Genomic DNA, 24,688 nt, shown 5'->3' on the forward strand with positions numbered 1-24,688 from the left:
GCGGCGGCGAGGAGCGACGGCCCCTCGACGCTAACCTATTGGCGGATTCGGCGAAACGACGATCCGCGCCGGTGCTGGCCGGCCGTCGGCTCATGCCTTGGCGGCCTTCGCCGCCTTGGCTTTCGGGGCCGCCTTGGCCTTGGGTTCGGCTTTGGCCGCGCCGCCCTTCGCCTTGGCCGCCGTTTTGGCCTTGGCTGCGGGCTTGGTCTTTGTTTCCGATTTGGCCTCGCCATTGGCGGCGGCCTTGCCACGCTTGAACGGCTTCTTCGACGCGCCACCGGCTTCCGCACGGGCCGCGATCAACTGAACCGCTTCCTCGATGGTCAGCGCCTCCGGGCTCTTGCCCTTCGGCAAGGTGGCGTTGACCGAGCCATGCTTGACATAGGGGCCGTAGCGGCCGGCCATGACGGTCATCGGCCCGCCGAGCGTGGGATGTTCGCCGAGCTCGCGGCCGGGCGCCGCCGCGGCGCGGCCGAAGCGGCCCTTGCCGCCGCCGCTTTCCTTGGCGACGATCAGGTCGATCGCCCGGTTGGCGCCGATCGCCAGGAGATCGTCGTCCTTCTCCAGGTTGGCATAGGTCCGGTCGTGCTGGACATAGGGGCCGTAACGGCCGAGGCCGACCAGGATCGGCTTGCCGCTCTCGGGATGGACGGCCACTTCCTTCGGCAAGGCCAGCAAGGCGAGCGCCAGCACGAGATCGAGGGTGGCGGGCGTCATGCCCTTGGGCAGCGACGAGCGCTTGGGTTTTTCACCCTCGCCGAGCTGGATATAGGGGCCGAAGCGGCCGTCACGAACCGTCACCTCGAGCCCGCTGACCGGATCCTCGCCGAGGCGGCGGGTGCCGTCGGGCGAGGCGTCGGCCGGGCCGTCGCCGACGGCGTCCGCCGAGGGCGCCGACAATTGCCGGGTGAAGCGGCATTCGGGATAGTTCGAGCAGCCGATGAAGGCGCCGAACTTGCCGAGCTTCAGCGACAGCGTGCCGTTGCCGCAGGTCGGACAGAGGCGCGGATTGGAGCCGTCGCCCTTGTCCGGGAAGATATGCGGCCCAAGGCTGTCGTTGAGCGCCGACAGGACGTCGGTGACACGCAGTTCCTTGGTGCTGTCGATGGCGGCGTGGAAGTCTTTCCAGAAGTCGCGCAGCAGCGCCTTCCAGTCGAGCTCGTGGTTGGAGACGAGATCGAGCTTCTCCTCCAGCGCGGCGGTGAAGCCATATTCGACATAGCGGTTGAAGAAGTTCTCCAGGAAGGCGGTGACCAGCCGGCCCTTGTCCTCGGGCACCAGGCGCTTCTTCTCGATCTTCACATATTCGCGGTCCTGCAGCGTCTGCAGGGTGGCGGCATAGGTCGACGGCCGGCCGATGCCGAGCTCTTCCATGCGCTTGACCAGGCTGGCTTCCGAATAGCGCGGCGGCGGCTCGGTGAAGTGCTGGGTGGTGGCGATGGCCTGCTTGGTGACCTTCTCGCCGACCGTCATGGCCGGCAGGCGCTTGCCGTCCTCGTCGTCGCCGTCGTCGTCGCGGTCCTCGGTATAAAGCGTCAGGAAGCCGTCGAACTTGACCACCTGGCCGGTGGCGCGCAGCTCGAGCTTGCGGCCGAGCGCCGAGCCGAGGCCGCCGACGGTGGCGACCACGTCGACGGTGGTGCGCTCGAGTTCGGCGCTCTCCATTTGCGAAGCGACGGTGCGCTTCCAGATCAGCTCGTAGAGCTTGGCCTGCTCGGCTTCGAGATAGCGGGCGACGTCCTTGGGGTGACGGCGCGCGTCGGTCGGCCGGATCGCCTCGTGGGCTTCCTGGGCGTTCTTCACCTTGGAGGTGTATTTGCGCGGTGCGCCGGGCACGTAGCGCGGGCCGAAATCCTTGCCGATCAGGCCGCGGATCTCGGTGATCGCCTCGGGCGCCACGTCGACGCCGTCGGTTCGCATATAGGTGATGAGACCAACGGTCTCGCCGCCGATATCGACACCTTCATAGAGGCGCTGGGCCACCTGCATGGTGCGGTTCGGCGCGAAGCCGAACTTGCGGCTCGCCTCCTGCTGCAGGGTCGAGGTGGTGAAGGGCGGGAAGGGGTGACGCCTGGCGGGTTTGGCCTCGACGCCGGCCACGGCGAAATGGGCTTCGTGCAGGGCCTTTTCGAAGGCGCGCGCCTCGGCCTCGGTGCCGACATCGAGCCTTTGGATCTTCTTGCCGTCGGCGCCGACCAGACGCGCCTCGAAATTCTCGGCGCGCGGCGTCGCCAGCGTCGCCACCAGCGACCAATATTCCTTCTTCACGAAGCGTTCGATTTCGGACTCGCGCTCGCAGACGAGCCGCAAGGCCACCGACTGGACGCGGCCTGCCGAGCGGGCGCCCGGCAGCTTGCGCCAGAGCACCGGCGAGAGATTGAAGCCGACCAGATAGTCCAGCGCCCGGCGGGCGAGATAGGCCTCGACCAGGTCCACGTCGATCGCGCGTGGATTGGCCATTGCCTCCAGCACGGCCTGCTTGGTGATGGCGTTGAAGGTCACCCGTTCGACCGGCATGTCCTTGAGCACGCGCTTTTCACGCAGCGCTTCCAGGAGGTGCCAGGAAATGGCCTCGCCTTCGCGATCAGGGTCGGTCGCCAGGATCAGCTTGTCGGCGCCCTTCACGACCTTGACGATCTCGGAGATGCGTTTGGCGCCGCGCCCGTCGGCTTCCCAGATCATGGCGAAATCGTCGTCGGGGTTCACCGACCCGTCCTTGGGCGGCAGATCGCGCACGTGGCCGAACGAGGCGATGACCTCGTAGTTCGAGCCGAGATATTTATTGATCGTCTTCGCCTTGGCAGGCGATTCGACGATGACCACGTTCACGCCCAATCGATTGCGTCCTTTGCCGTGGCGGCTCCGATGATGCGGTGCCGCAAACCGGGCGGAACATGGGGACAAGGCCGCATCAAGTCAAATGGCAGAAGTGACTGGTGGTGCTTTCACCTAGCAGGGCGGCCGACTTGGACTGAGCCGGAATACCCTGCACGAAGCGCGGTCGTCCTTTGATCCGGGATGATAAGAGACCAGATGCACTCCGGTTGCACAAAGAGGCGCAGGGGCCGAGGACTAAAGCCCAGGCCCTTCAGGCCAGCGCGATGCGGCCGCCGGAGTCGCGGATCAGCCGCCCGGCCAGTTCCAGTTCGAGCAGGATGATGCGAACGGCGGCGACGCCGAGCCCCGACAGCCGGATGACGTCGTCGACGGAGACCGGCACCGGACCGAGCAGGGCGACGACCCGGTCGCGCTCGGCCTCGCCGGGATCGGCCGGCGGCATCGGGCGTTCGTCTTCCTCGGCCCGCAGGGCCCGCTGATGGCGCGTCGTCAAGGGGCGGAGCACGCTCTCGACGTCGTCGAGCTCGGTCACCAGCACCGCGCCGTCCTTCAGCAGGCGGTTGGTGCCGGCGGCGCGCGGATCGAGCGGCGATCCGGGCACGGCGAAGACCTCGCGGTTTTCCTCGAGCGCCAGGCGCGCGGTGATGAGCGAACCCGAGCGTTCGGCCGCCTCGACCACGACGACGCCGAGCGACAGGCCGGCGATCAGCCGGTTGCGGCGCGGGAAGTCCTTGGCGCGCGGTTCGTGGCCCATCGGCATTTCGCTGATCGCGCAGCCGGTTTCCAGGATGCGGGCGATGAGCGGCTGGTTCTCCGGAGGATAGATGCGGTCATGGCCACCGGCGAGCACGGCGACGGTGCCGCTGGCAAGCGAGGCCTGATGCACCGCCGTATCGATACCGCGCGCCAGGCCCGAGACGGTGGTGAAGCCCGCAAGGCCGATGCCGCGCGCCAGCAGGCCGGCCATTTTCAGGCCGGCGGCCGAGGCGTTGCGCGAGCCGACCAGGCCGACCATCGGCTGCCCCAGGCATCCGGCGTGGCCCTGGATGCCGATAATCGGCGGCGGCGCGGCGATTTCGCGCAGCAGCTCGGGATAATCGGCTTCGCCCAGCGCCACCATGCGCACGCCGTGGCGGGTGGCGACGGCCATTTCGCGCTCGGCGTCCTGCCGGCTGGCGATGCGGATGTCGCGGCCGCCGCCGCGGCGCGTCAGGCCGGGCAGGGCATCGAGGGCGGCCGAGGCGCCGCCATAGAGATTGATCAGGTCGCGGAAGGTGCGCGGGCCGACATTGTCCGAGCGGGCGAGGCGGAGCCAGTCCAGCCGTTCCGCATCGCTCAGGCTCAGGCGCGGTGCCGCGGTCATGGAGCCTTCGCGGCGCTCTTCTCGCCGATGCGGCTCTCGGTTCCGGCGAGGAGCTTGGCGATGTTCTCGTGGTGCTTGGCCCAGATCACGGCCGTGACCACGAGGGTCGACACGCCGATCTGCAGAGCTGAGCCGAAAGGCGAGGGCAGGACCGATTGCAGGGCCGGCCATTTGGCCAGCACGATCATGAAGACCGGCGCGACCAGGCTGGCGACCAGGGCGGCCAGCGACGAGTAGCGGAAGGCATAGGCCATGGCGAGCCAGACCAGGGCGAAGACCAGGAAGGCCGGCCAGTAGAGGCCGAGCAGCAGGCCGAGAAAGGTCGCGACGCCCTTGCCGCCTTTGAAGCCGAGCCAGACCGGGAAGATATGGCCGAGAAAGGCGCCGATGCCGCCGGCAAGCGCCGCTTCCGGGCCGAAGCGGCCGGCGATCAGCACCGCGGCGGTCGCCTTCAGTGCGTCGAGCAGCAAGGTCGCCGCGGCGAGCTTCTTGTTGCCGGTGCGCAGCACATTGGTGGCGCCGATATTGCCCGAGCCGATGGCCCGGATATCGCCCATGCCGGCGGAACGGGTCAGAAGCAGCCCGAAGGGGATCGAGCCGAGCAGATAACCGAAGGCGAGGGCTGCGAGGAGAGCGGCGGGCGACAGATCGAACATGAGGCGAGGCACCTGACTGATGCCACCGACGCTAGAGGGTTTCTCGCCCGGATTGAAGCATTCCGCCGGAGAGAATTTGCGTCGGGGGCAAGGCCCGCCGTGGATAGGAGGAAGAGGTCCGGGCAAGAGCCTTTCTGCAACCCCACGCTGGCGCAAGTCGTGGATGCCCGGGACAAGCCCTGGCAAGACGAAAATTGTCCTTGGAGGAACGTGGCCGGGTCGGCCGGGTGCAGAGGCGCCGCACTAACCGTGGACGGTGCGTCCGGCCACCAGGGTCCTGATCGCCCGGCCGGTCAGGCGGGCCTCGTCGAAAGGCGAGTTCTTGCATTTCGACTTGAGCGTGTCGCGATCGAGCACCCAGGGCTCGTCGATATCGATGACGACGAGGTCGGCCGGCGCGCCGCGGGCGAGCGTGCCGCCGGGCAGCCGGAGCAGTTTCGCCGGCGTGGTCGAGAGCGCCTTCAGCAAGGTGGCGAGCGGCACCAGGCCGGAATGGACCAGGCGCAGCGCCGCCGGCAGCATGGTCTCGACGCCGACCGCGCCGGGCTCGGCCTCGGCGAAGGGCAGGCGCTTGGTCTCGACGTCGTGGGGATCGTGGTCGGACACCACCACGTCGATCAGGCCGTCGGCGACCGCATCGGCGAGCGCCAGCCGGTCGTCCTCGGTGCGCAAGGGCGGCGTCAGCTTGCAGAAGGTGCGATAGCTGCCGATGTCGTTTTCGTTCAGCGTCAGATGGTTGACGGTGACCGCGGCGGTGACCGGCAGGCCCTCGTTCTTGGCGCGGGCAATGATCGCCAGGCTGTCGCGGCAGGTAATGGAAGCAGCGTGGTAGCGCACGCCGGTCAGCTTCACCAGGCGCATGTCGCGCTCGAGCATGATGGTTTCGGCTTCGACCGGAATGCCGCCGAGGCCGAGGCGCGAGGCGAATTCGCCCTCGTTCATCACGCCTTCGCCGATCAGGTCGGGGTCTTCGGTATGGTGCACGATCAGCGCGTCGAAATCGCGCGCATAGGTCATGGCCCGGCGCATCACCAGGGCGTCGGTGACCGAGCGAGCGCCATCGGTGAAGGCGACGGCGCCAGCCTCCTGCAGCAGGCCGAATTCGGTCATCTCGCGGCCGGCGAGCTTCTTGGTGATCGCCGCCATCGGATGGACGCGGACAATGCCGGTGTCGCGGGCGCGGCGCAGCAGGAAGTCGACAATGGCCGGATCGTCCATCACCGGTTCGGTCGAAGGCTGGCAGACGATGGTGGTGACGCCGCCGGCCGCCGCGGCCCGCGAGGCCGAGGCCAGCGTCTCGCGGTATTCGTAGCCGGGTTCGCCGACGAAACACCGGATGTCGACCAGACCCGGGGCGACGACGGCGCCGCCGCAATCGACGATCTCGGTGCCCTCGGGCACGGCCGAGGCATCGAGCGCCGGGCCATGGTCGCGGATGACGCCGTTCTCGACGAACAGGCCGCCGGGCACGTCGGAGCCGGTCGAGGGGTCGATCAGCCGGGCGTTGGCGAGGAGCAAGGGGCGGGGATCGGTCTGGGCCATGGCGTCACGCGTTCGGCAGGTTGCGCGCGAGCGCTTCGAGCACGGCCATGCGGACCGCCACGCCCATTTCGACCTGCTCGCGGATCAGCGACTGCGCGCCGTCGGCGACCGAGGTGGAGATTTCCACGCCACGGTTCATCGGGCCCGGATGCATCACCAGCGCGTCCGGCTTGGCATAACGCAGCTTGGTCTCGTCGAGCCCGAAGAAGTGGAAGTATTCCTGCACCGAGGGCACGAAGGAGCCGTTCATGCGCTCGCGCTGCAGGCGCAACATCATGACGATGTCGACGTCCTTCAGGCCTTCCTTCATGTCGCGATAGACCTCGACGCCGAGCCGTTCGGCCGAGGCCGGCAGCAAGGTCGAGGGGCCGATGGCGCGCACCCGCGCCTGCATCTGGTTGAGCAGGATGATGTTGGAGCGGGCGACCCGCGAATGCAGGATGTCGCCGCAGATCGCTACCGTCAGCCGCTCGATCCGGCCCTTGTTGCGGCGGATGGTCAAGGCGTCGAGCAGCGCCTGGGTCGGGTGCTCATGGGTGCCGTCGCCGGCATTGACCACCGAGCAGTCGACTTTCTTGGACAGAAGCTCGACCGCGCCGGAGGCGGCATGGCGCATGATCAGGATGTCGGGATGCATGGCATTGAGCGTCAATGCCGTGTCGATCAGGGTCTCGCCCTTCTTGATCGAGCTCTGCGCCACCGACATGTTCATCACGTCGGCGCCCAGGCGCTTGCCGGCGAGCTCGAAGGACGATTGCGTCCGCGTCGAGTTCTCGAAGAACAGATTGATCTGGGTCCGCCCGCGCAGAGAGGTTCGCTTCTTCTCGACCTGGCGGTTGAGGGTGACGAACTCTTCGGCCAGATCGAGCAGGCCGGTGATCTCTGAAGCGGAAAGGCCGTCGATCCCGAGCAAGTGCCGGCGGTTCAGCACGAAGGACGAGGGCGTATTGGTCATAAGCCCTGGCGCTTAAACGGAGTCGCCGGTCAGTTCAAGGCCGATTACTCGGCCGCGTCGCGTTTCCCCAGGCGCTTGTCGAGATAGGTGCCGACGATGCCCATCAGCTCGTCCACCTTGCCCTCGAAGAAGTGGTTGGCGCCGGCCACCACCTGCTGCTCGATGATGATGCCCTTCTGGGTCTTCAGCTTCTCGACCAGGCCCTGCACGGAGGTGAGCGGCGCCACCGCGTCCTTGTCGCCGTGGACGATCAGGCCGGAGGACGGGCAGGGGGCGAGGAACGAGAAGTCGTAGAGATTGGCCGGCGGGGCGACCGACAGGAAGCCTTCCACCTCGGGACGGCGCATCAGGAGCTGCATGCCGATCCAGGCGCCGAACGAGACGCCGGCGATCCAGCAGGTGCGGGCTTCCGGGTTGATCGCCTGGGCATAGTCGAGCGCGGAAGCCGCATCCGACAATTCACCGACGCCATGGTCGAAATTGCCCTGGCTGCGGCCGACGCCGCGGAAATTGAAGCGCAGCACCGAAAAGCCACGATTCACGAACTGATAATAGAGGTTGTAGACGATCGGGTTGTTCATCGTCCCGCCGAATTGCGGGTGCGGGTGCAGGATGATGCCGATCGGCGCGTTGCGGACCTTGGCCGGATGATAGCGGCCCTCGATCCGACCAGCCGGACCGTTGAAGATCACCTCAGGCATATAAGAACCTCGTCAGCACAGCGATGTCGCGGCATCGACCATTCCGATCATGCCTGCGATGGGTGCCCATCCTTGACAGGGCGGGTCAACACCCTTAGTTTTTAGAATTGTTCTAAGTTTGTGCCCGGACACCCAATCAATGGGCTCGGGCGGCTCAGACGCTTGAGGATCGGGCCTATAGCACGATCCGATCACAGAATGCCAAGCTTTTCGGACAGGGCGTTTCGACCGTATGACGCGCGTCTATCTCGACCATAACGCGACGTCTCCGCTCAGGCCGGAGGCTCGCGAAGCCGTGCTCGCCGCCATGGCGCTGAACGGCAATGCCTCGGCCGTCCATGCCGAAGGGCGGGCGGCGCGGCGGCTCATCGAGATGGCGCGCGAAGCGGTCGGTCGCCTCGTCGGCGCCGAGGCGAAGCTCGTCACCTTCACCTCGGGCGGCAGCGAGGCCGCGGCGACCCTGCTGTCGCCGGGTTTCAGGGGGCGGCATGGCCAGGGCGCGCCGGCGCGGTCGCTGATCGTTTCGGCGGTCGAGCATTCCTGCGTGCTGGCCGGCGGCCGGTTCGCCGCCGCCGATATCCATGTCTGTCCGGTCGACGGGCTGGGCCGGATCGACCTCGCGGCACTGGCCGGGCTCCTGGAGACATTGCCGGGGCCGGCCCTGGTGGCGGTCATGCTGGCGAATAACGAGACCGGCGTGCTGCAGCCGCTGGGCGAGGTTCGCGAACTGGTCGCTCGGCATGGCGCGGGCCTCGTCGTCGATGCGGTGCAGGCGCTGGGCAAGGTGCCGGTCGACCTCGCGGCCATCGGCGCCGACGCGATCTTCGTCTCCGGCCACAAGATCGGTGCGCCGCAAGGCGTCGGCGCCATCATCCGCGGGCACGAGGCGGTCGAAATCGACCGGCTGGTGCTGGGTGGCGGGCAGGAGGCGCGCTTCCGGGCCGGTACCGAGAATCTCCAGGGCATTGCCGGTTTTGGCGCGGCCGCCGCCGCCATCCTTGACGGGATTGCTCAAGAAACCGCACGCATCGAGCCGCTCAGGGACTGGATGGAGGCTCGTATCGCCACTATATGTCCTGCGAGCCGGGTTATTGGCTTGCAAGCGAGCCGCTTGGCGAATACCAGCCTGACGATCCATCCGGGTCTGGACGGCGAGACATCCGTCATCGCGCTGGATCTCGCCGGTGTCGCGGTCTCGACCGGATCGGCCTGCGCTTCGGGCAAGGTTGCCCCGAGCCATGTGCTGGCCGCCATGGGGATCGCCGCCGACCAGGCGAAATCCGCAATTCGCGTCAGCCTGGGGTGGTCGACCACCAGGGCTGACGTGGAACGTTTCACGGCCGCCCTGGCGGCGCATGTTCAGAAGCTATCGGACCGGGCTTCCCGGGCCGCATGACAGTGCCAACCTGTGGCCCTTGAAGCCGCAAGGACGAGGAGAGACCAATGCCCGCGGTTCAAGAAACCGTCGAACAGGTTCGCTCGATTGACGTCGACCAGTATAAATACGGGTTTTCGACGGACATCGAGATGGAGCTCGCGCCGATCGGGCTCTCCGAGGACATCGTGCGCTATATCTCGGCGCGCAAGAACGAGCCGGCCTGGATGCTGGAATGGCGGCTGGAAGCCTATCGGCGCTGGCTGACCATGCGCGAGCCGGAATGGGCGCGCGTCAACTATCCGAAGATCGATTTCCAGGACATCTATTATTACGCCGCGCCGAAATCGAATCCGGCGCCGAAGTCGCTGGACGAGATCGATCCGGCGATCCTGGAGACCTATAAGAAGCTCGGCATTCCGCTGAAGGAACAGGAAATCCTGGCCGGCGTCGAACCGAAGAACCGCATCGCTGTTGACGCGGTGTTCGACAGCGTCTCGGTGGTGACGACCTTCAAGGAAGAACTGCGCAAGTCGGGCGTCATCTTCTGCTCGATCTCCGAGGCGCTGCAGGAGCACCCGGAACTGGTCAAGCAATATATCGGCTCGGTGGTGCCGACATCAGACAATTTCTACGCGACGCTGAATGCCGCGGTCTTCTCCGACGGCTCCTTCGTCTATATTCCGCCGGGCGTGCGCTGCCCGATGGAGCTGTCGACCTATTTCCGCATCAACGAGGAAAAGACCGGCCAGTTCGAGCGCACCCTGATCATCGCCGACAAGGGCTCCTATGTGAGCTATCTCGAAGGCTGCACGGCGCCGATGCGCGACGAGAACCAGTTGCATGCGGCGGTCGTCGAGCTGATCGCGTTGGATGACGCCGAAATCAAATATTCGACGGTGCAGAACTGGTATCCGGGCGATGCCAACGGCAAGGGCGGCATCTACAATTTCGTCACCAAGCGCGGCGATTGCCGCGGCGCCCGCTCGAAGATCTCCTGGACCCAGGTCGAGACCGGTTCGGCGATCACCTGGAAATACCCGTCCTGCATCCTGCGCGGCGACGACAGCCAGGGCGAGTTCTATTCGATCGCGGTGTCGAACGGCGCGCAGCAGGTCGATTCCGGCACCAAGATGATCCATCTCGGCAAGAACACCCGCTCGCGGGTGATCTCCAAGGGCATCGCCGCCGGCAAGTCGGAAAACACCTATCGCGGCTTGGTCTCGGCGCATCGGCGCGCCAAGAACGCCAAGAACTTCACCAATTGCGATTCGCTGCTGATCGGCGATCAGTGCGGCGCCCATACCGTACCCTATATCGAGAGCAAGACGGCGACGGCGGTGTTCGAGCACGAGGCGACCACCTCGAAGGTCTCCGAGGACCAGATGTTCTATTGCCGCCAGCGCGGCCTGACGGCGGAAGAAGCCGTGGCGCTGATCGTCAACGGCTTCGTCAAGGACGTGCTGCAGCATTTGCCCATGGAGTTCATGGTCGAGGCGCAGAAGCTGATCGCCATTTCGCTCGAGGGGAGCGTCGGATAAGCGCCGGCTCCCGAGGCGCCGCCGCCCCGGCCGGCAAGGCCGGCGAAGCGCGGCGCGACAGGAACGGATGCGGCCCCCTTCAATCCTTGCGGACACCGGCCAGGCCGGCAGGACGCGTCAAGATATTCCAGGACCAGACCCATGCTCGAGATCAAGAACCTGACCGCCAAGATCGCCGACGAGGACACCCAGATCCTCAACGGCCTGAACCTGACCGTCGAGACCGGCCAGGTCGCCGCCATCATGGGCCCGAACGGCTCGGGCAAGTCGACGCTGTCCTATGTGCTGGCCGGCCGCGACGACTATGAGGTCACCGAGGGCGAGGCCTGGCTCGACGGCGTCAACATCCTGGAGATGGAGCCGGACGACCGGGCCGCCGCCGGCCTGTTCCTGGCGTTCCAATATCCGATCGAGATCCCCGGCGTCGGCCAGATGACCTTCCTGAAAGCGGCGATCAACGCCCAGCGCAAGAAGAACGGCCTCGACGAGATCACGACGCCCGCCTTCATCAAGCTGGTCAATGCCAAGGCCAAGGAGCTCGGCATTTCTCCCGACATGCTGAAGCGCTCGGTCAATGTCGGCTTCTCCGGCGGCGAGAAGAAGCGCAACGAGATCCTGCAGATGTCGCTCCTGGCGCCGAAGCTGGCGATCCTCGACGAGACCGATTCCGGCCTCGACATCGACGCGCTGAAGATCGTCGCCGACGGCGTCAACCGGATGCGCGCGCCGGACCGCTCCTTCGTGGTCATCACCCACTATCAGCGCCTGCTCGACTACATCAAACCGGATGTGGTTCACGTCCTGTCCAAGGGCCGGATCATCCGCTCCGGCGGGCCGGAGCTGGCGCTCGAGCTCGAGGCCAACGGATATGCCGACGTCGTCGGCCAGGCCGCCTGAGGATCACGAGATGAACGCGGTCACCCCCATCCGTACCTCGGCCGAGCAGGCGCTGATCGGCGCCTATAGCGCGGTTCAGGGTTCCGGCGGCGAAGCCCTGGAGGCGCTGCGCGCCGCCGGCTTCTCCCGTTTCGAAACGCTCGGACTGCCGCATCGGCGGGTCGAGGAGTGGAAATATACCGACCTGCGCACGATGATGCGCGAGGCCAAGCCGCTCGCCGGCGTGGCCGATGCGGCGACCACGCTCGCCGCCAAGACCTCGCTTTATGCGCTGCCGCGCATCGGCGGCGCCCGCGTCGTCGTGCTCGACGGCTATTTCGCGCCCGAACTGTCCGACATGGCCAAGCTGCCCGAGGGCGTTTCGGTGTCGGGTCTGGCCGAGGCGCTGGTGCGCCGGCCGGCACTCGCCAACCGGCTGGCCGGCGGCGCCATTGCCCAGGCCAATGCGGCCTTCGCGCTCAACGGCGCCTTCCTGACCGATGGCCTGCTGATCGAGATCGCGCCCGGCGCCGAAGTCGGCCATGCGCTCGATCTCGTGTCGATCGCTTCCAGCGGACCGGCGCGTTTCGTCACCTCGCGCAATCTGCTGCTGGTGGGCGAGGGGGCTTCGGCCGGCATCGTCGAGACCCATATCGGTCCCGACGGCATCGACTACCAGAAGAACTCGGTGCTGCAGATCGTCGTCGGCGACGGAGCGACGCTGGAACATGGCCGGCGCCAGATCGAAGGCGACCAGGCGCTGCATATCGCGACGCTGGAGGCCGAGATCGGCGCCAAGGCGCATTTCGACACGCTGACGCTGACCACCGGGGCCGCCATTTCGCGCAGCCAGCTGTTCGTGCGCTTCGCCGGCGAGCATTCGACCGCGACGCTGCGCGGCGTGTCGATGCTGCGCGGCAAGCAGCACGCCGATACCAGCCTGGTGATGGAGCATGCGGTGCCCCATTGCGACAGCCGCGAGCTGTTCAAGCACGTGCTCGACGGCGAGGCCCATGGCGTGTTCCAGGGCAAGATCATCGTCGCGCGTCATGCCCAGAAGACCGACGGCAAGATGATGAGCCAGACCATCATGCTGGCCGAAGGGCCGGCGATGGACAACAAGCCGGAACTGGAGATCTTCGCCGACGACGTCCAGTGCGGCCATGGCTGCACCTGCGGCGAGCTCGATCCGGACCTGATGTTCTACCTGAAGGCCCGCGGCATTCCCCATGCCGAGGCCGAGGCCCTGCTGATCGAGGCTTTCGCGCGCGAAGCCATCGAGGATTTCGGCGCCGGTCCGCTCGCCGCCGTCGAAGAGCTGCGCGAGGCCATGCTCGGCACCATCGCCGAGTGGATGCGGACGAGAAAGTGACCGGAGCCATGGGCAAGCAGCATCCCGCCGTCGCCAATGGCGGCTATGACGTCGATCTGATCCGCAAGGACTTTCCGGCGCTGGCGCTGAAGCCCTATGGCAAGGATCTGGTCTATCTCGACAACGCGGCCTCGGCGCAGAAGCCGGCCGCGGTGATCGAGCGGATCAAGCGGGCCTACGAGACCGAATATTCCAATGTCCATCGCGGCCTGCATTTCCTGGCCAATGCCGCGACCGAAGCCTATGAGGCGGCCCGTGAGACGGTCAGGGCCTTCCTGAACGCGCCCTCGACCGACCAGATCATCTTCACCCGCAATGCCAGCGAGGCGATCAACCTGGCGGCGGCCTCCTTCGGCGGCATGGTGATCGGCGAGGGCGACGAGATCGTCGTGTCGATCATGGAGCACCACTCCAATATCGTGCCCTGGCATTTCCACCGCGAGCGGCGCGGCGCCAAGCTGGTCTGGGCGCCGATCGACGACGAGGGCAATTTCCTCATCGACGAATTCGAGAAGCTGCTCGGGCCGCGCGTCAAGATGGTGGCGCTGACCCATATGTCGAATGCGCTCGGCACCGTGGTTCCGATCAAGGAAGCGATCCGGCTGGCGCATGCCCGCGGCATTCCCGTGCTGGTCGACGGTTCGCAGGCCGCCGTCCACATGGATGTCGACGTGCAGGATCTCGACGCCGATTTCTACGTGTTCACCGGCCACAAGGTCTATGGGCCGACCGGCATCGGCGTGCTCTACGGCAAGAAAGAGCATCTGGAGCGCATGCCGCCGTTCAACGGCGGCGGCGAGATGATCAATGTCGTCACCATGGACACGGTGACCTATAACGATCCGCCGCATCGTTTCGAAGCCGGTACGCCGGCGATCGTCCAGGCGATCGGGCTCGGCCAGGCGCTCGACTACATGATGTCGATCGGCCGCGACAAGATCCGCGCCCATGAGGATGCGCTGGTCCGCCATGCCCATGAACGGCTCGGCGCGATCAATTCGCTGCGGATCTTCGGCCATGCCCGCGACAAGGGCGCCATCGTCTCCTTCGAGATGAAGGGCGCCCATGCCCATGACGTCGCGACCGTCATCGACCGCTATGGCGTGGCGGTGCGCGCCGGCACCCATTGCGCCATGCCGCTGCTGCAGCGCTACGGCGTGACCTCGACCTGCCGGGCCTCGTTTGCGCTCTACAACACCCATGACGAGGTCGATCGCCTTGCCGAGGCCCTGATCAAGGCCCAGGATATGTTCGGCTGATATGTTCTGCCGAAGGCGGTTCCATTTGAAATGGAAGCCCAGCGGCATTATGTGACTTTCGCGGGTTCTCGTCGGTGAGGCTCGACTTGGCCTCCGCCTGAACCTCCGAACAGGGACCTTGACCCCTATGGACGATACCCAGACGCTCAATACGACGGTTGCCGGCGACGCCGCAGCCATTCCGCCGGAAGAGCTCGACCGCCTGACCGATGACATCGTCGCGGCGATGAAGTCGGTCTACGATCCGGAAATCCCCTCCGACATCTATGAGCTCGGCCTGATCTACCGGGTCGACATCGACGACAACCGCAAGGTGGCGATCGACATGACGCTGACCTCGCCGTCCTGCCCGTCGGCGGCCGAGCTGCCCGGCATGGTCGAGAATGCGGTGGCCTCCGTGCCCGGGATCGCCGAGTGCAAGGTGACGCTGACTTTCGATCCGCCCTGGGATCAGAGCCGCATGTCGGACGAGGCGCGCGTCGCGCTCAACATGTGGTGACGCGGCCGTTTTTACCCGGCTCACCAGGATTTAACTTCGTGCCGGCCATGATTATATTGATACCGTGATGCTTTGGACGCCGGGCCTTGAACCCGGTTCGTCTCGGAGACGTGGACCATGCCGCTACCGAAAATGCAGGCCATGCGCCTGACCGATGCCGCAGCCGATCGCGTGAGAGCGCTGATGGCGAGCGCCGACAAGCCCGAGGCTGGCCTGCGCGTCGGCATCAAGAAGGGCGGCTGCGCCGGCATGGAATATACGATGGAATTCATCGACGGTCCGGCCAAATTCGACGAGATCGTCGAGGATAAGGGCGTCCGGGTGTTCATCGACGCCAAGGCGGTGCTCTATCTGCTCGGCACCGAAATGGACTACGTCACCGACAAGATGGCCGCCAAGTTCGTGTTCAACAATCCGAACCAGACATCGGCCTGCGGCTGCGGCGAATCGATCGCCCTGAAGCCGGCGGCCCCGGAAGCGCTCGGCGCGTCCTGATGCCGGGCAGCCTGCTCGACCCGGATTTCCTGGCCGACCTGTTCCAGCCTTTCGCGACCATCGCCGTGCGCAACATGTTCGGCGGCCAGGGCATCATGCGCGAAGGGCTGATGTTCGCTCTCGTCGACGATGGGGTGATCTATCTGAAATCCGATGCCGAGACCGATGGCCATTTCGCCGCCGAGGGGCTGGAGCTGTTCGTCTACGAGACCAGGGCGGGCAAGCAGATGCCGATGAACTACCGGCGCATGCCGGAGGCCTGTTTCGACGACGAGGACAGCGTCAGGCGCTGGGCCGGCTATGCCTGGAGCGCGGCCCTGCGCGCGGCGGCGAGGAAGCCGGCAGGGAAGACGTCGCGGGCGAAGAGCGAATAGCGAATAGCGAGTGGCGAATAGCGAGTGGGGACGATGCCGCACCCGCCGCGTGAGGGTGGTTGCGTCTGCGCAAGACGTGCATTCCCGCAGGAATTGATGGGCAGGCCCTCTTCAGACCCTCATCCGGCGCCTGACGGCGCCACCCACTCCCGCGTCGCGGGCGAGGGTTTACGCGCACAGTGCGATCGGCTTCACCGCTATTCGCTATTCGCTATTCGCCATTCGCCACTCACGCCACCTTCGAACGGGCCCGATCGGCTTCGGCGTCGGTCTCGCAGACGACGCGGTTGCGGCCGTTGCGCTTGGCGGCATAGAGGCACTGGTCGGCACGTTCATAAAGGGTCGCGGCGGTGTCGCCCGGGTGGAACATGGCGACACCGAGCGAGACGGTGATGCGGCCGAGATTCTCGCTGGTCGAACGCTTGATCAATTCCTTGGTCATGACCGCGCGCCGGATATGTTCGGCAACCGTCACGGCGGCACGCAGCGGCGTGTCCGGCAGGATGATGGCGAATTCCTCGCCGCCGTAGCGGCAGGCGAGGTCATGGCCCTTGACGTTCTGCTTCACCGACAGCGCCACCAGGCGCAGCACCTGGTCGCCGGTCAGGTGGCCGAAGGTGTCGTTGAACTTCTTGAAATTGTCGATGTCGCTGATCAGCAGGGCGAGCGGCGTGCCGGATTTCTGCGCCAGCGCCACCGCCTTGGTGATCGCCTGGTCATAGAATTTGCGGTTGCCGAGCGAGGTCAGCGGATCGGTCAGGGATTCGGTCCGGACCGCATCAAGATTGTCCTGCAACTGCTTGATTTCGCTATGGGAAGCCTTCAGCCGCTGTTCGAGCGCCTTGTTGTTGGCTTCGATCTCGCGGGTCGAGCGCACCAGGGTCTCGATGATCGTCCTGACACCGTCGGTCGAGGCGGCGGCGGCGAGCTTGGCGGTGGCGCCGGCGAGATCATGACCATAGGCGGTGGCCTGGCCGGCAGCGGAATCGATCATCCGCATGACGCCTTCGATCTCGTCCATGACACGATTGCCGACGACGTCGATCTTGTCGGTCAGGCGATTCGGCGAAAGATAGGTGTCGTAGATGGCGTCGAGCTGATCCTGGTCGATCGCGCCGCGCTCGGACAGCATCGTATTGACCGCGTCCGACAGGTCGGTGTGATAGCCGGAGGCGTAGATGTACCAGATCTCGTAATTGCGCGGCACGGCCGCCAGATTGCGGCCCTTGATCTGACCAAATGCGAGATCGCCGAAGGCATGCGTGCGATCGATATCGTCACTGCGGTCAAACATGAACAGCCGTCCCTACTGGGAATAAGGACGTGCCGGGGCACGCCCTCGAGATTTCTGGCCGTCACGCTAGCAAGGTAATGCTGAATGCCCGGTAAAAACCGGGCTTCACAATGGTTACCTGGACTTGAAAGTTATCGGGCGAAGCAGGAACTGCGGCAGGTGCGAAGCATCGCCCTCATCCGACAGGTCGGGGCGCTGCGGCGGGCGTCCGCCGGCCTGAACCGGGCGCGGCCCGGCCTGGGAACGGGCGGGACGCTCGGCCCGTGCGGCCGGACGTGCATCCGCCGGGCGGTCGTCGCGACGCGCGGGGCGATCCTCGGCCGGCCGGGCGGCGCGCGCGGGGCGGTCTTCGCCGGCGGCGGCCTTCTCGCGGCGGGCCGGGCGCTCGTCACCGGCGCGGGCTTCGCTGCGCGCGGTGCCGACGCTGCGGCGTCCGCGGCCACTTTCGCCACGGCCGTTCTCGCCACGTCCACCTTCGCTGCTGCCGCGGCGCTCGCGACGTGCCTCGGTGGCCTCCTCGGCCGAGACCGGGGCGCCTTCCCAGCCGATCGGCTGGCCGATCAGCTTTTCGATCGCCGACAGCGACTTCATATCCTCCGACGTGACGATGGTGATCGCGGTACCGAGGCGGCCGGCGCGGCCGGTGCGGCCGATGCGATGGACATAGTCTTCCGGGTGATGCGGCGTGTCGTAGTTGAAGACGTGGCTGACATCGGGAATGTCGAGACCGCGGGCGGCGACGTCGGAGGCGACGAGCAATTGAATGGAGCCGTCGCGGAACGAGGCGAGCGCCTGCATGCGCGCCCGCTGGTCCATGTCGCCGTGCAGGGCGGTGACCGAGAAGTCGTGCTTCTGCAACGACTTGTAGAGGGTGGCGACTTCGCTCTTGCGGTTGCAGAAGATGATCGCGTTCTTGAAATTGTCGGCGCTGCGGATGAGGTTGCGCAGCAGGTCGCGCTTCTCGAAATCCTTGCGGCCGGATTTGATCAGCTTCTGGGTGATCGTGCCGGCGGTGGAGGCCGGACGGGACACCTCGACCTTCACCGGATTGTGCAGGAACTGCTCGGTGATGCGCTGGATTTCCGGCGGCATGGTGGCCGTGAAGAACAGCGTCTGGCGGGTGAACGGCACCATCTTGCAGATGCGCTCGATGTCCGGGATGAAGCCCATGTCGAGCATGCGGTCGGCTTCGTCGATGACCAGGAGCTCGACACCGGTGAGCAGCAGCCGGCCGCGTTCGAAATGGTCGAGCAGGCGGCCGGGGGTGGCGATCAGCACGTCGACGCCGCGGGTCAGCTTGGCGTCCTGGTCGCCGAACGACACGCCACCGATGAGCAGCGCGACGCTGAGCTTGTGGTTGGTGCCGTATTTGACGAAATTCTCTTCGACCTGGGCGGCGAGCTCGCGGGTCGGCTCGAGGATCAGGGTGCGCGGCATGCGCGCCCGGGCCCGGCCTTCTTCCAGCATGGTCAGCATGGGCAGCGTGAAGGCCGCCGTCTTGCCGGTGCCGGTCTGGGCGATGCCCAGCACGTCGCGCCTGGCGAGAACGTGCGGGATGGCTTCGGCCTGGATCGGGGTGGGGGTGGTATAGCCGGCGCTGGCGACGGCTGCTTGAACCTTGGCGCTCAGGCCGAGTTCGGAAAACGACATGTGTCGGGGGTGTCCTTGGGGGGTGACTCGATAGGGATCTGATGTACGGATGAGGCGACGTTCGGCGCGAAACGGTTTCGCGCGGATCGGCCCCTAGAACCCACGAGGCCGGACGGACGGTGCGAGAGGCGCAATGAAGCGAGCCACCTCGACGCAGTGCAACATAGACGGAGACACCGGATTGTCAATGAAGGGCAGCCGTGCAAACCGTACAACTGTGTGTGTTTGCGTCGACTTCGACGGTTCTTGGTGAAGGAATGCATGATCATGGCCAGTGAGCCGCTCGTCCTCGTCCCGGGGCTGAACTGCACGGCCGCGCTGTTCGGGCCGCAGGTGAAGGTGCTCGGCCGGCGTGGCCAGACGATCGTCGCCGATATCACGCGCGACGCGACGATTGCCGCCATGGCCGACCGGCTGCTGGCCGATGCGCCGCCGCAATTCGCCCTCGGCGGCCTGTCGATGGGCGGCTATGTCGCGCTCGAGGTGACCAGGAAGGCGCCGGAGCGGGTGACGCGGCTCGCCTTGCTCGACACCCGGGCGAGCCCGGACACCGAACAGGATGCGGAAATCCGCGGCATGACCATCAAATTCGCCGAGCGCGGTCATTTCGACGAGGTGCACAAGCTGATGTGGGGCCGGCTCGTGCACGACACCCGGCGCCGGGACACCGCGCTGGAGGCCGTTGTCCATGCCATGCATGCCGAAACCGGGCCCGAGCTCTTCATCCGCCAGCAGAAGGCGGTGCTGGCCCGGCCGGACTTTCAGCCGGGGCTCGCGGCGATCGGCTGCCCGACGCTGGTCCTGGTCGGCGACGGCGACGCGGTGACGCCGCCTTTTATGTCGGAGGACATGGCCGAGGCCATTCCAGGGGCCCGGCTGGTGACCGTGCCGGAATGCGGCCACCTGTCGACCCTGGAACGGCCGGAAGCCGTCACCGCCGCGCTCGGCGAATGGCTGACGTGGTGAGCACCGGCGATCGGGACGGCGTCAACCCTCGGCCGCGCTTTCGGACGCGGGGCTGCGGCGGTTGCCCTGCGAGCCGCGAAGGACGGCATTGCTTTCAGCGGCACGTATCCTCGCGAGGCGATGCTCCTCATCGCGCCGCGAACATGACGTCGCCGGGCGGGCCGACGGTGAGGACATAGGTCCGCCGCTGGCTGTTGGTGAGCACGACGGCGTCGAAGATCACCCGCGAGCCATTGGCATCCGGTTCGATGCGGTAGTCGTCGATCTTGATCCGCCAGTCGAACACTTCGGGGATTTCCTCGGTCGCGACGACGCTGAAGCGATTGCCGCGCGGGTCGAGGGCGAGCCATTGCACATAGAGCCGCATGGCCTCGTCGCGCGGCGACGGCCGGATCAGCACCAAACGCGTCGGGCCGCGGCGATCGTCGCTCGCCCAGCTGCCGGCGATCCGCACGAACATGACTTCGCCGGGGACGGCGGACAGGATCCGGGCCGGGTCCGCGCCCTGGGCAGCGGCGGGAGCCAGCGGCGGAATGGCCAGGATCATGGCCGGGATCACGGCCAGCCATGCGGCCCGCGCCGCGCCTGCCGGAACACCGGGCAGGGCGACACGGCGGGGCATGTCAGATATCCAGTTCCTGGGCGAACTCGGCACGCTCCTGGATGAAGGCGAAGCGCGGTTCGGCCTTGACGCCCATCAGGCGCTCGACGCTGTCATTGGTCTCCGGGCGTTCCTCGGGCACCACATGGACGCGCAGCAGCGTGCGCACCTTCGGATCCATCGTGGTTTCCTTCAACTGCTGCGGCATCATTTCGCCGAGGCCTTTGAAGCGGCCGATCTCGATCTTCTGGTTGCCCTTGAAGGCGCTCTTCAGCAATTCTTCCTTGTGGGCGTCGTCGCGCGCATAGACGGTCTTGCCGCCCTGGGTCAGCCGGAACAGCGGTGGCACGGCGAGATAGAGATGGCCGTTGTCGACCAGCCGCGGCATCTGCCGGTAGAAGAAGGTGATCAAGAGGCTGGCGATATGGGCGCCGTCGACGTCGGCATCGGTCATGATGATGACCTTCTCGTAACGCAGGTCGTCGTCGCGGTAATGCGCGGCCGTGCCGCAGCCGAGCGCCTGGATCAGGTCCGACAATTGCTGGTTCTGCGCGAGCTTGTCGCGGCCGGCGCTGGCGACGTTGAGGATCTTGCCGCGCAACGGCAGGATCGCCTGGGTCTTGCGGTCGCGTGCCTGCTTGGCCGAGCCGCCGGCCGAGTCGCCCTCGACGATGAACAGTTCCGAGCCCTCGGCCTGGTTGTTCGAGCAATCGGCGAGCTTGCCGGGCAGCCTCAGCTTGCGCACGGCGGTCTTGCGGTTGACCTCCTTCTCGGCGCGGCGCCGCAGCCGCTCCTCGGAGCGTTCGATCACCCAGTCGAGCAGGCGGTTGGCCTGGTTCGGATTGCCGGCGAGCCAATGGTCGAAGGGGTCGCGAATGGCGTTTTCGACGATGCGCGCGGCTTCGGCGGTGGCGAGCTTGTCCTTGGTCTGGCCCTGGAATTCCGGCTCGCGGATGAACACCGACATCATCACGGCGCAGCCGGCCAGGATGTCGTCGGTGGTGATCTGCGCGGCGCGCTTGTTGCCGGTGCGCTCGGCATGGTCCTTCAGGCCGCGCAGCAGCGCGATCCTCAGGCCCTGCTCGTGGGTGCCGCCGTCAGGCGTCGGGATGGTGTTGCAATAGGACGATATGAAGCCGTCCTGGTCGCCGACCCAGCCGATCGCCCATTCCGCCGAGCCATGGCCCTGGCGGTCGAGCTTGCCGGAGAAAATGTCCTGGTGGACCATGGTGGCGCCGGTGAGCGTCGCCGCGAGATAGTCCTTCAGGCCGCCGGGGAAGCGCAGAACCGCCTTTTCCGGCGTGTCGGTGCCCTTGACCAGGTCATGGGCGCAGGACCAGCGGATCTCGACGCCGCCGAACAGATAGGCCTTGGAGCGCGCCATCTTGAACAGGCGGGCCGGCTTGAAATGGTGGCCGTCCTTGAAGATCTGCGGGTCGGGCAGGAAGCGGATCCTGGTGCCGCGCCGGTTCTGCACCCGGCCGAGCTCCTCCAGGGGGCCTTGCGGAATGCCGCGCGAGAAGCGCTGGCGGTAGAGCGTCTGGCCGCGCGCCACCTCGACGTCGAGCTCGACGGAGAGCGCATTGACCACGGACACGCCGACGCCGTGCAGGCCGCCGGAGGTCTCATAGACCTTCGAATCGAATTTGCCGCCGGCATGCAGCGTGCACATGATGACTTCGAGCGCCGACTTGTCGGGAAATTTCGGGTGCGGGTCGATCGGGATGCCGCGGCCGTTGTCGGTGACCGTCAGCGAGCCGTCGACATCGAGTTCGACGTCGATCCAGGTGGCATGGCCGGCGACCGCTTCGTCCATCGCATTGTCGATGACCTCGGCGAACAGGTGGTGCAGGGCCTTTTCGTCGGTGCCGCCAATATACATGCCCGGCCGCCGGCGCACCGGCTCCAGGCCTTCGAGCACTTCGATCGAGGAGGCGGTATAGCCCTGTTCGCCCGGCGTTCCCGCCGCGGCTTTCGGCTGAGCCTTCACCGGCTCGGGCTTAGCCCGCGCCGGGGCCGCGGCGGCCGGCTTGTCCGTGCTGGCCGCGCCGCCGAACAGGTCGTTGGAATTCTCCATTGCACACCATGGTCTAAAAGGGCCAGACGACGCGCCCCGAATCACTCGGCGCATCATGGCACAAGCGTGCCAGGAAGCGAACGGAACGGAAACGGAATGCCCGGGAGATTGTCCCGCCGGCGCCCGATATCAGACAATCCGAGGGGGTGGAACCCAGGTCCGGACGTTCGGCCGTCGCCGGCCGGCCGGTTGTCGCGGATATAGGCGAGCGGCGTCGAGACCGCCATGGGCGGGCGCCATGCCCGCGGCCCGGCGCCGGCTTGGCGGAGCCCGGGCAGGGGCCATCGCCCTGGCGGGTGCCGATGGAACCCGACGGATCATCCGCGCGTCATTCGGGCATGATGCCTGCCAGGCCCGAGGAGCCGGTTCATGACGCCGCACCAATCCCTGCCTTCGCCGCACCGGCCGGCACCGGTCTATGCCGGCTTCCTGCTGTTGTGTTTCGCCATCGCCGCCGCTGGCGGCCTCGCCAATTCCTATGGCCTGGCCGACTGGTATCCGGCGCTCGCCAAGCCGTCCTTCAATCCGCCGAACTGGCTGTTCGCGCCGGCCTGGACGGTGCTCTACGCCATGATCGCGGTCTCCGGTGCGCGCCTCTTGCTGTCGCCGAGCCGGGGCAAGGCGCCGGCGATCACCGCCTTCGCCATCCAGCTCGCGCTCAACGCGGCCTGGTCCTGGGTGTTCTTCTACGGCCATGCCATTGGCGCGGCGCTCGCCGTGATCGTTGCCTTGTGGCTCGCCATTGCCGCCACGATCGGGCTCGCCTGGCCGAAGGATCGCATGGCGTCGGCGCTGCTGATCCCCTATCTAGCCTGGGTGAGCTACGCGACGCTGCTCAACGGCGCGATCTGGCGGCTCAACGGCTGACAACGGACAAGGCCCATGACGTTCACTATGCTCGTTCCCTTCGCCATAGGCGCGGTTGCCATCGTGCTGCTGATGGGGCTTGTCAACATGCTGCGCAACGGATCGGCGAGCACCTCGCAGACGCTGATGCGCTGGCGCGTCGGCCTGCAGTTCCTCGCCATCATCATCATCGTCATCGCGATCTATATGAAGGCCGGCTGACCGGCGGAGACGGGAACCAGGCCATGGTGAAACTCAACAAGATCTATACCAAGACCGGCGACGACGGCACGACCGGGCTCGCCGCCGGCGGCCGCCGGCTGAAATTCGACCTGCGCGTCGAGGCCTACGGCATCGTCGACGAAGCCAATGCCGCGATCGGCATGGCCCGGCTGCACACCGCAGACCAGCCGGCGATCGACGCCATGCTGTCGCGCATTCAAAACGACATGTTCGATCTCGGCGCCGATCTGGCGACGCCCGATACCGGCGAGGCGCTCGGCTACGAGGCGCTGCGCATCGTCCCGGCCCAGGTCGAGCGGCTGGAGGCCGAGATCGACCAGCTCAATGCCGAGCTGAAACCGCTGAAGAGCTTCATCCTGCCGGGCGGCAGTCCGGCCTCCGCCAACCTGCATCTCGCCCGCACCATCAGCCGGCGCGCCGAGCGCGTGATGGTGGAACTGTCGCGCCAGATGGGCGAGGTCGTCTCCGAAGCCTCGCTGCAATATATCAACCGGCTGTCGGATTTCCTGTTCGTCGCCGGCCGCACGCTCAACGACAAGGGCGCGGGCGACGTGCTCTGGGTGCCGGGCAAGAACCGCTGAGACCGAGGCAGGCGCCCGAGGCGATCGACGGGGGACAGGATGGTTCCGGAGCTCAAGACGACGCGGCTGAGCCTGCGGCAGCGCGCGGCGGCCGAGATCGACGATTACGTCGCGATGGACGCCGACCTCGAGGTCAGGCGCTACATCACGCCCGACTTCCGCGACAATTTCGACCCCGCCGCCTATCGCGCGGCGCTCGCCGAGCGCATGGCCCGGGATTTCGGGCCGGGCTTCGGTCACTGGAGCATCCGCTCGCGGTATGCGCCGCATCGCTTTCTCGGCATGGCGATCCTGATGCCGGTGGAAGGGCTGGGACCGGAGATCGAAATCGGCTGGCGCCTGCCGCGGTCGGCCTGGGGGCAGGGCCATGCGAGCGAGGCGGCCCGCCGCGTTCTCGTCCATGGCTTCGACACCCTGGCGCTCGACGAGGTCGTGGCCCTGATCGACCCGGACAATGTCAGGTCGGTCGCGGTTGCGACGAAGCTCGGCCTTTCGCGTGCCGGACGGCGGGCGGCCTATGGCACGGAATTCGATCTTTACCGGCGCCGGCGCAACGCCTGATCCCGCAAAAATCCTTGACAGGC

General features: G+C 66.5%; 23 protein-coding genes. 13 read left to right on the top strand and 10 right to left on the bottom strand.

Annotated elements, in window-relative coordinates:
- Positions 1-90: 90 nt before the first annotated feature.
- From topA to AC07WJ_RS16160, 6 genes are all read right to left on the bottom strand, one after another.
- Positions 91-2,829, bottom strand: a complete 2,739-nt coding sequence (topA, locus tag AC07WJ_RS16135; protein ID WP_494935635.1) for a type I DNA topoisomerase — start codon at positions 2,827-2,829, stop codon at positions 91-93.
- 259 nt (positions 2,830-3,088) lie between these two features.
- Positions 3,089-4,201: a DNA-processing protein DprA gene (dprA, locus tag AC07WJ_RS16140; RefSeq protein ID WP_494935636.1), complete on the bottom strand. Its 1,113-nt coding sequence runs from the start codon at positions 4,199-4,201 to the stop codon at positions 3,089-3,091.
- Entirely contained in the window at positions 4,198-4,857 is a 660-nt protein-coding gene (plsY, locus tag AC07WJ_RS16145; RefSeq protein ID WP_494935637.1) for a glycerol-3-phosphate 1-O-acyltransferase PlsY, read from the bottom strand. Before plsY ends, dprA begins: the two co-directional genes overlap by 4 nt.
- A 243-nt stretch (positions 4,858-5,100) precedes the next feature.
- Complete coding sequence (locus AC07WJ_RS16150; RefSeq protein WP_494935638.1) at positions 5,101-6,399, bottom strand: dihydroorotase; 1,299 nt, start codon at positions 6,397-6,399, stop codon at positions 5,101-5,103.
- Positions 6,400-6,403: 4 nt separating this feature from the next.
- A complete protein-coding gene (locus AC07WJ_RS16155) occupies positions 6,404-7,354 on the bottom strand; it encodes an aspartate carbamoyltransferase catalytic subunit (protein WP_494935639.1) in 951 nt (316 codons plus the stop codon).
- Positions 7,355-7,398: 44 nt separating this feature from the next.
- Positions 7,399-8,055 (bottom strand): alpha/beta hydrolase, encoded by a 657-nt coding sequence (locus tag AC07WJ_RS16160; RefSeq protein WP_494935640.1) that lies wholly within the window; start codon positions 8,053-8,055, stop codon positions 7,399-7,401.
- 232 nt (positions 8,056-8,287) lie between these two features.
- Here AC07WJ_RS16160 and AC07WJ_RS16165 point away from each other — a divergent pair, with 232 nt between their 5' ends.
- The 8 genes from AC07WJ_RS16165 to AC07WJ_RS16200 all read left to right on the top strand — a co-directional run bounded on the left by AC07WJ_RS16165 (position 8,288) and on the right by AC07WJ_RS16200 (position 15,846).
- On the top strand, positions 8,288-9,451 hold the full coding sequence (locus AC07WJ_RS16165) for a cysteine desulfurase family protein (protein WP_494935641.1): 1,164 nt from the start codon (positions 8,288-8,290) through the stop codon (positions 9,449-9,451).
- Positions 9,452-9,498: 47 nt separating this feature from the next.
- Positions 9,499-10,971, top strand: a complete 1,473-nt coding sequence (gene sufB / locus AC07WJ_RS16170) for a Fe-S cluster assembly protein SufB (RefSeq protein WP_494935642.1) — start codon at positions 9,499-9,501, stop codon at positions 10,969-10,971.
- A gap of 141 nt (positions 10,972-11,112) precedes the next feature.
- Positions 11,113-11,868 (top strand): Fe-S cluster assembly ATPase SufC, encoded by a 756-nt coding sequence (gene sufC, locus AC07WJ_RS16175; RefSeq protein WP_494935643.1) that lies wholly within the window; start codon positions 11,113-11,115, stop codon positions 11,866-11,868.
- A gap of 10 nt (positions 11,869-11,878) precedes the next feature.
- Positions 11,879-13,219 (top strand): Fe-S cluster assembly protein SufD, encoded by a 1,341-nt coding sequence (sufD, locus tag AC07WJ_RS16180; protein WP_494935644.1) that lies wholly within the window; start codon positions 11,879-11,881, stop codon positions 13,217-13,219.
- Positions 13,220-13,227: 8 nt separating this feature from the next.
- The gene (locus AC07WJ_RS16185; protein WP_494936239.1) at positions 13,228-14,478 is read left to right on the top strand and encodes a cysteine desulfurase; all 1,251 of its coding nucleotides are present in this window, start codon (positions 13,228-13,230) and stop codon (positions 14,476-14,478) included.
- A gap of 127 nt (positions 14,479-14,605) precedes the next feature.
- On the top strand, positions 14,606-14,977 hold the full coding sequence (locus AC07WJ_RS16190) for an SUF system Fe-S cluster assembly protein (protein ID WP_494935645.1): 372 nt from the start codon (positions 14,606-14,608) through the stop codon (positions 14,975-14,977).
- Between the two features lie 117 nt (positions 14,978-15,094).
- Complete coding sequence (sufA, locus tag AC07WJ_RS16195; protein ID WP_494935646.1) at positions 15,095-15,472, top strand: Fe-S cluster assembly scaffold SufA; 378 nt, start codon at positions 15,095-15,097, stop codon at positions 15,470-15,472.
- Complete coding sequence (locus tag AC07WJ_RS16200) at positions 15,472-15,846, top strand: TfoX/Sxy family protein (RefSeq protein ID WP_494935647.1); 375 nt, start codon at positions 15,472-15,474, stop codon at positions 15,844-15,846. Before sufA ends, AC07WJ_RS16200 begins: the two co-directional genes overlap by 1 nt.
- 229 nt (positions 15,847-16,075) lie before the next feature.
- Here the strand turns inward: AC07WJ_RS16200 and AC07WJ_RS16205 are convergent, their stop codons facing one another.
- Both AC07WJ_RS16205 and AC07WJ_RS16210 read right to left on the bottom strand, forming a co-directional pair.
- Positions 16,076-17,140: a GGDEF domain-containing protein gene (locus AC07WJ_RS16205; protein ID WP_494935648.1), complete on the bottom strand. Its 1,065-nt coding sequence runs from the start codon at positions 17,138-17,140 to the stop codon at positions 16,076-16,078.
- Positions 17,141-17,254: 114 nt separating this feature from the next.
- Positions 17,255-18,790 (bottom strand): DEAD/DEAH box helicase, encoded by a 1,536-nt coding sequence (locus tag AC07WJ_RS16210; RefSeq protein ID WP_494935649.1) that lies wholly within the window; start codon positions 18,788-18,790, stop codon positions 17,255-17,257.
- A 261-nt stretch (positions 18,791-19,051) separates the two neighbouring features.
- Here AC07WJ_RS16210 and AC07WJ_RS16215 point away from each other — a divergent pair, with 261 nt between their 5' ends.
- Positions 19,052-19,756 (top strand): alpha/beta fold hydrolase, encoded by a 705-nt coding sequence (locus tag AC07WJ_RS16215; RefSeq protein WP_494935650.1) that lies wholly within the window; start codon positions 19,052-19,054, stop codon positions 19,754-19,756.
- 127 nt (positions 19,757-19,883) lie between these two features.
- Here AC07WJ_RS16215 and AC07WJ_RS16220 read toward each other — a convergent pair whose 3' ends face one another.
- Entirely contained in the window at positions 19,884-20,378 is a 495-nt protein-coding gene (locus AC07WJ_RS16220) for a hypothetical protein (RefSeq protein WP_494935651.1), read from the bottom strand.
- A 1-nt stretch (position 20,379) separates the two neighbouring features.
- A complete protein-coding gene (parE, locus tag AC07WJ_RS16225) occupies positions 20,380-22,434 on the bottom strand; it encodes a DNA topoisomerase IV subunit B (protein WP_494935652.1) in 2,055 nt (684 codons plus the stop codon).
- A 369-nt stretch (positions 22,435-22,803) separates the two neighbouring features.
- On the opposite strand from parE, the gene AC07WJ_RS16230 reads away from it, so the two are divergent.
- Genes AC07WJ_RS16230 through AC07WJ_RS16245 form a run of 4 tightly spaced genes read left to right on the top strand, consistent with a single transcriptional unit; the run spans position 22,804 to position 24,665 of the window.
- Complete coding sequence (locus AC07WJ_RS16230) at positions 22,804-23,301, top strand: TspO/MBR family protein (RefSeq protein ID WP_494935653.1); 498 nt, start codon at positions 22,804-22,806, stop codon at positions 23,299-23,301.
- A 15-nt stretch (positions 23,302-23,316) separates the two neighbouring features.
- Positions 23,317-23,502, top strand: a complete 186-nt coding sequence (locus tag AC07WJ_RS16235; protein WP_494935654.1) for a twin transmembrane helix small protein — start codon at positions 23,317-23,319, stop codon at positions 23,500-23,502.
- Between the two features lie 23 nt (positions 23,503-23,525).
- Positions 23,526-24,104, top strand: coding sequence for a cob(I)yrinic acid a,c-diamide adenosyltransferase (locus tag AC07WJ_RS16240; protein WP_494935655.1), 579 nt, complete (start codon positions 23,526-23,528; stop codon positions 24,102-24,104).
- A gap of 39 nt (positions 24,105-24,143) precedes the next feature.
- Entirely contained in the window at positions 24,144-24,665 is a 522-nt protein-coding gene (locus AC07WJ_RS16245) for a GNAT family N-acetyltransferase (RefSeq protein ID WP_494935656.1), read from the top strand.
- The last annotated feature ends 23 nt before the right edge of the window (positions 24,666-24,688 follow it).

Source organism: Phreatobacter sp. GW821-FHT04C01, from assembly GCF_059420385.1.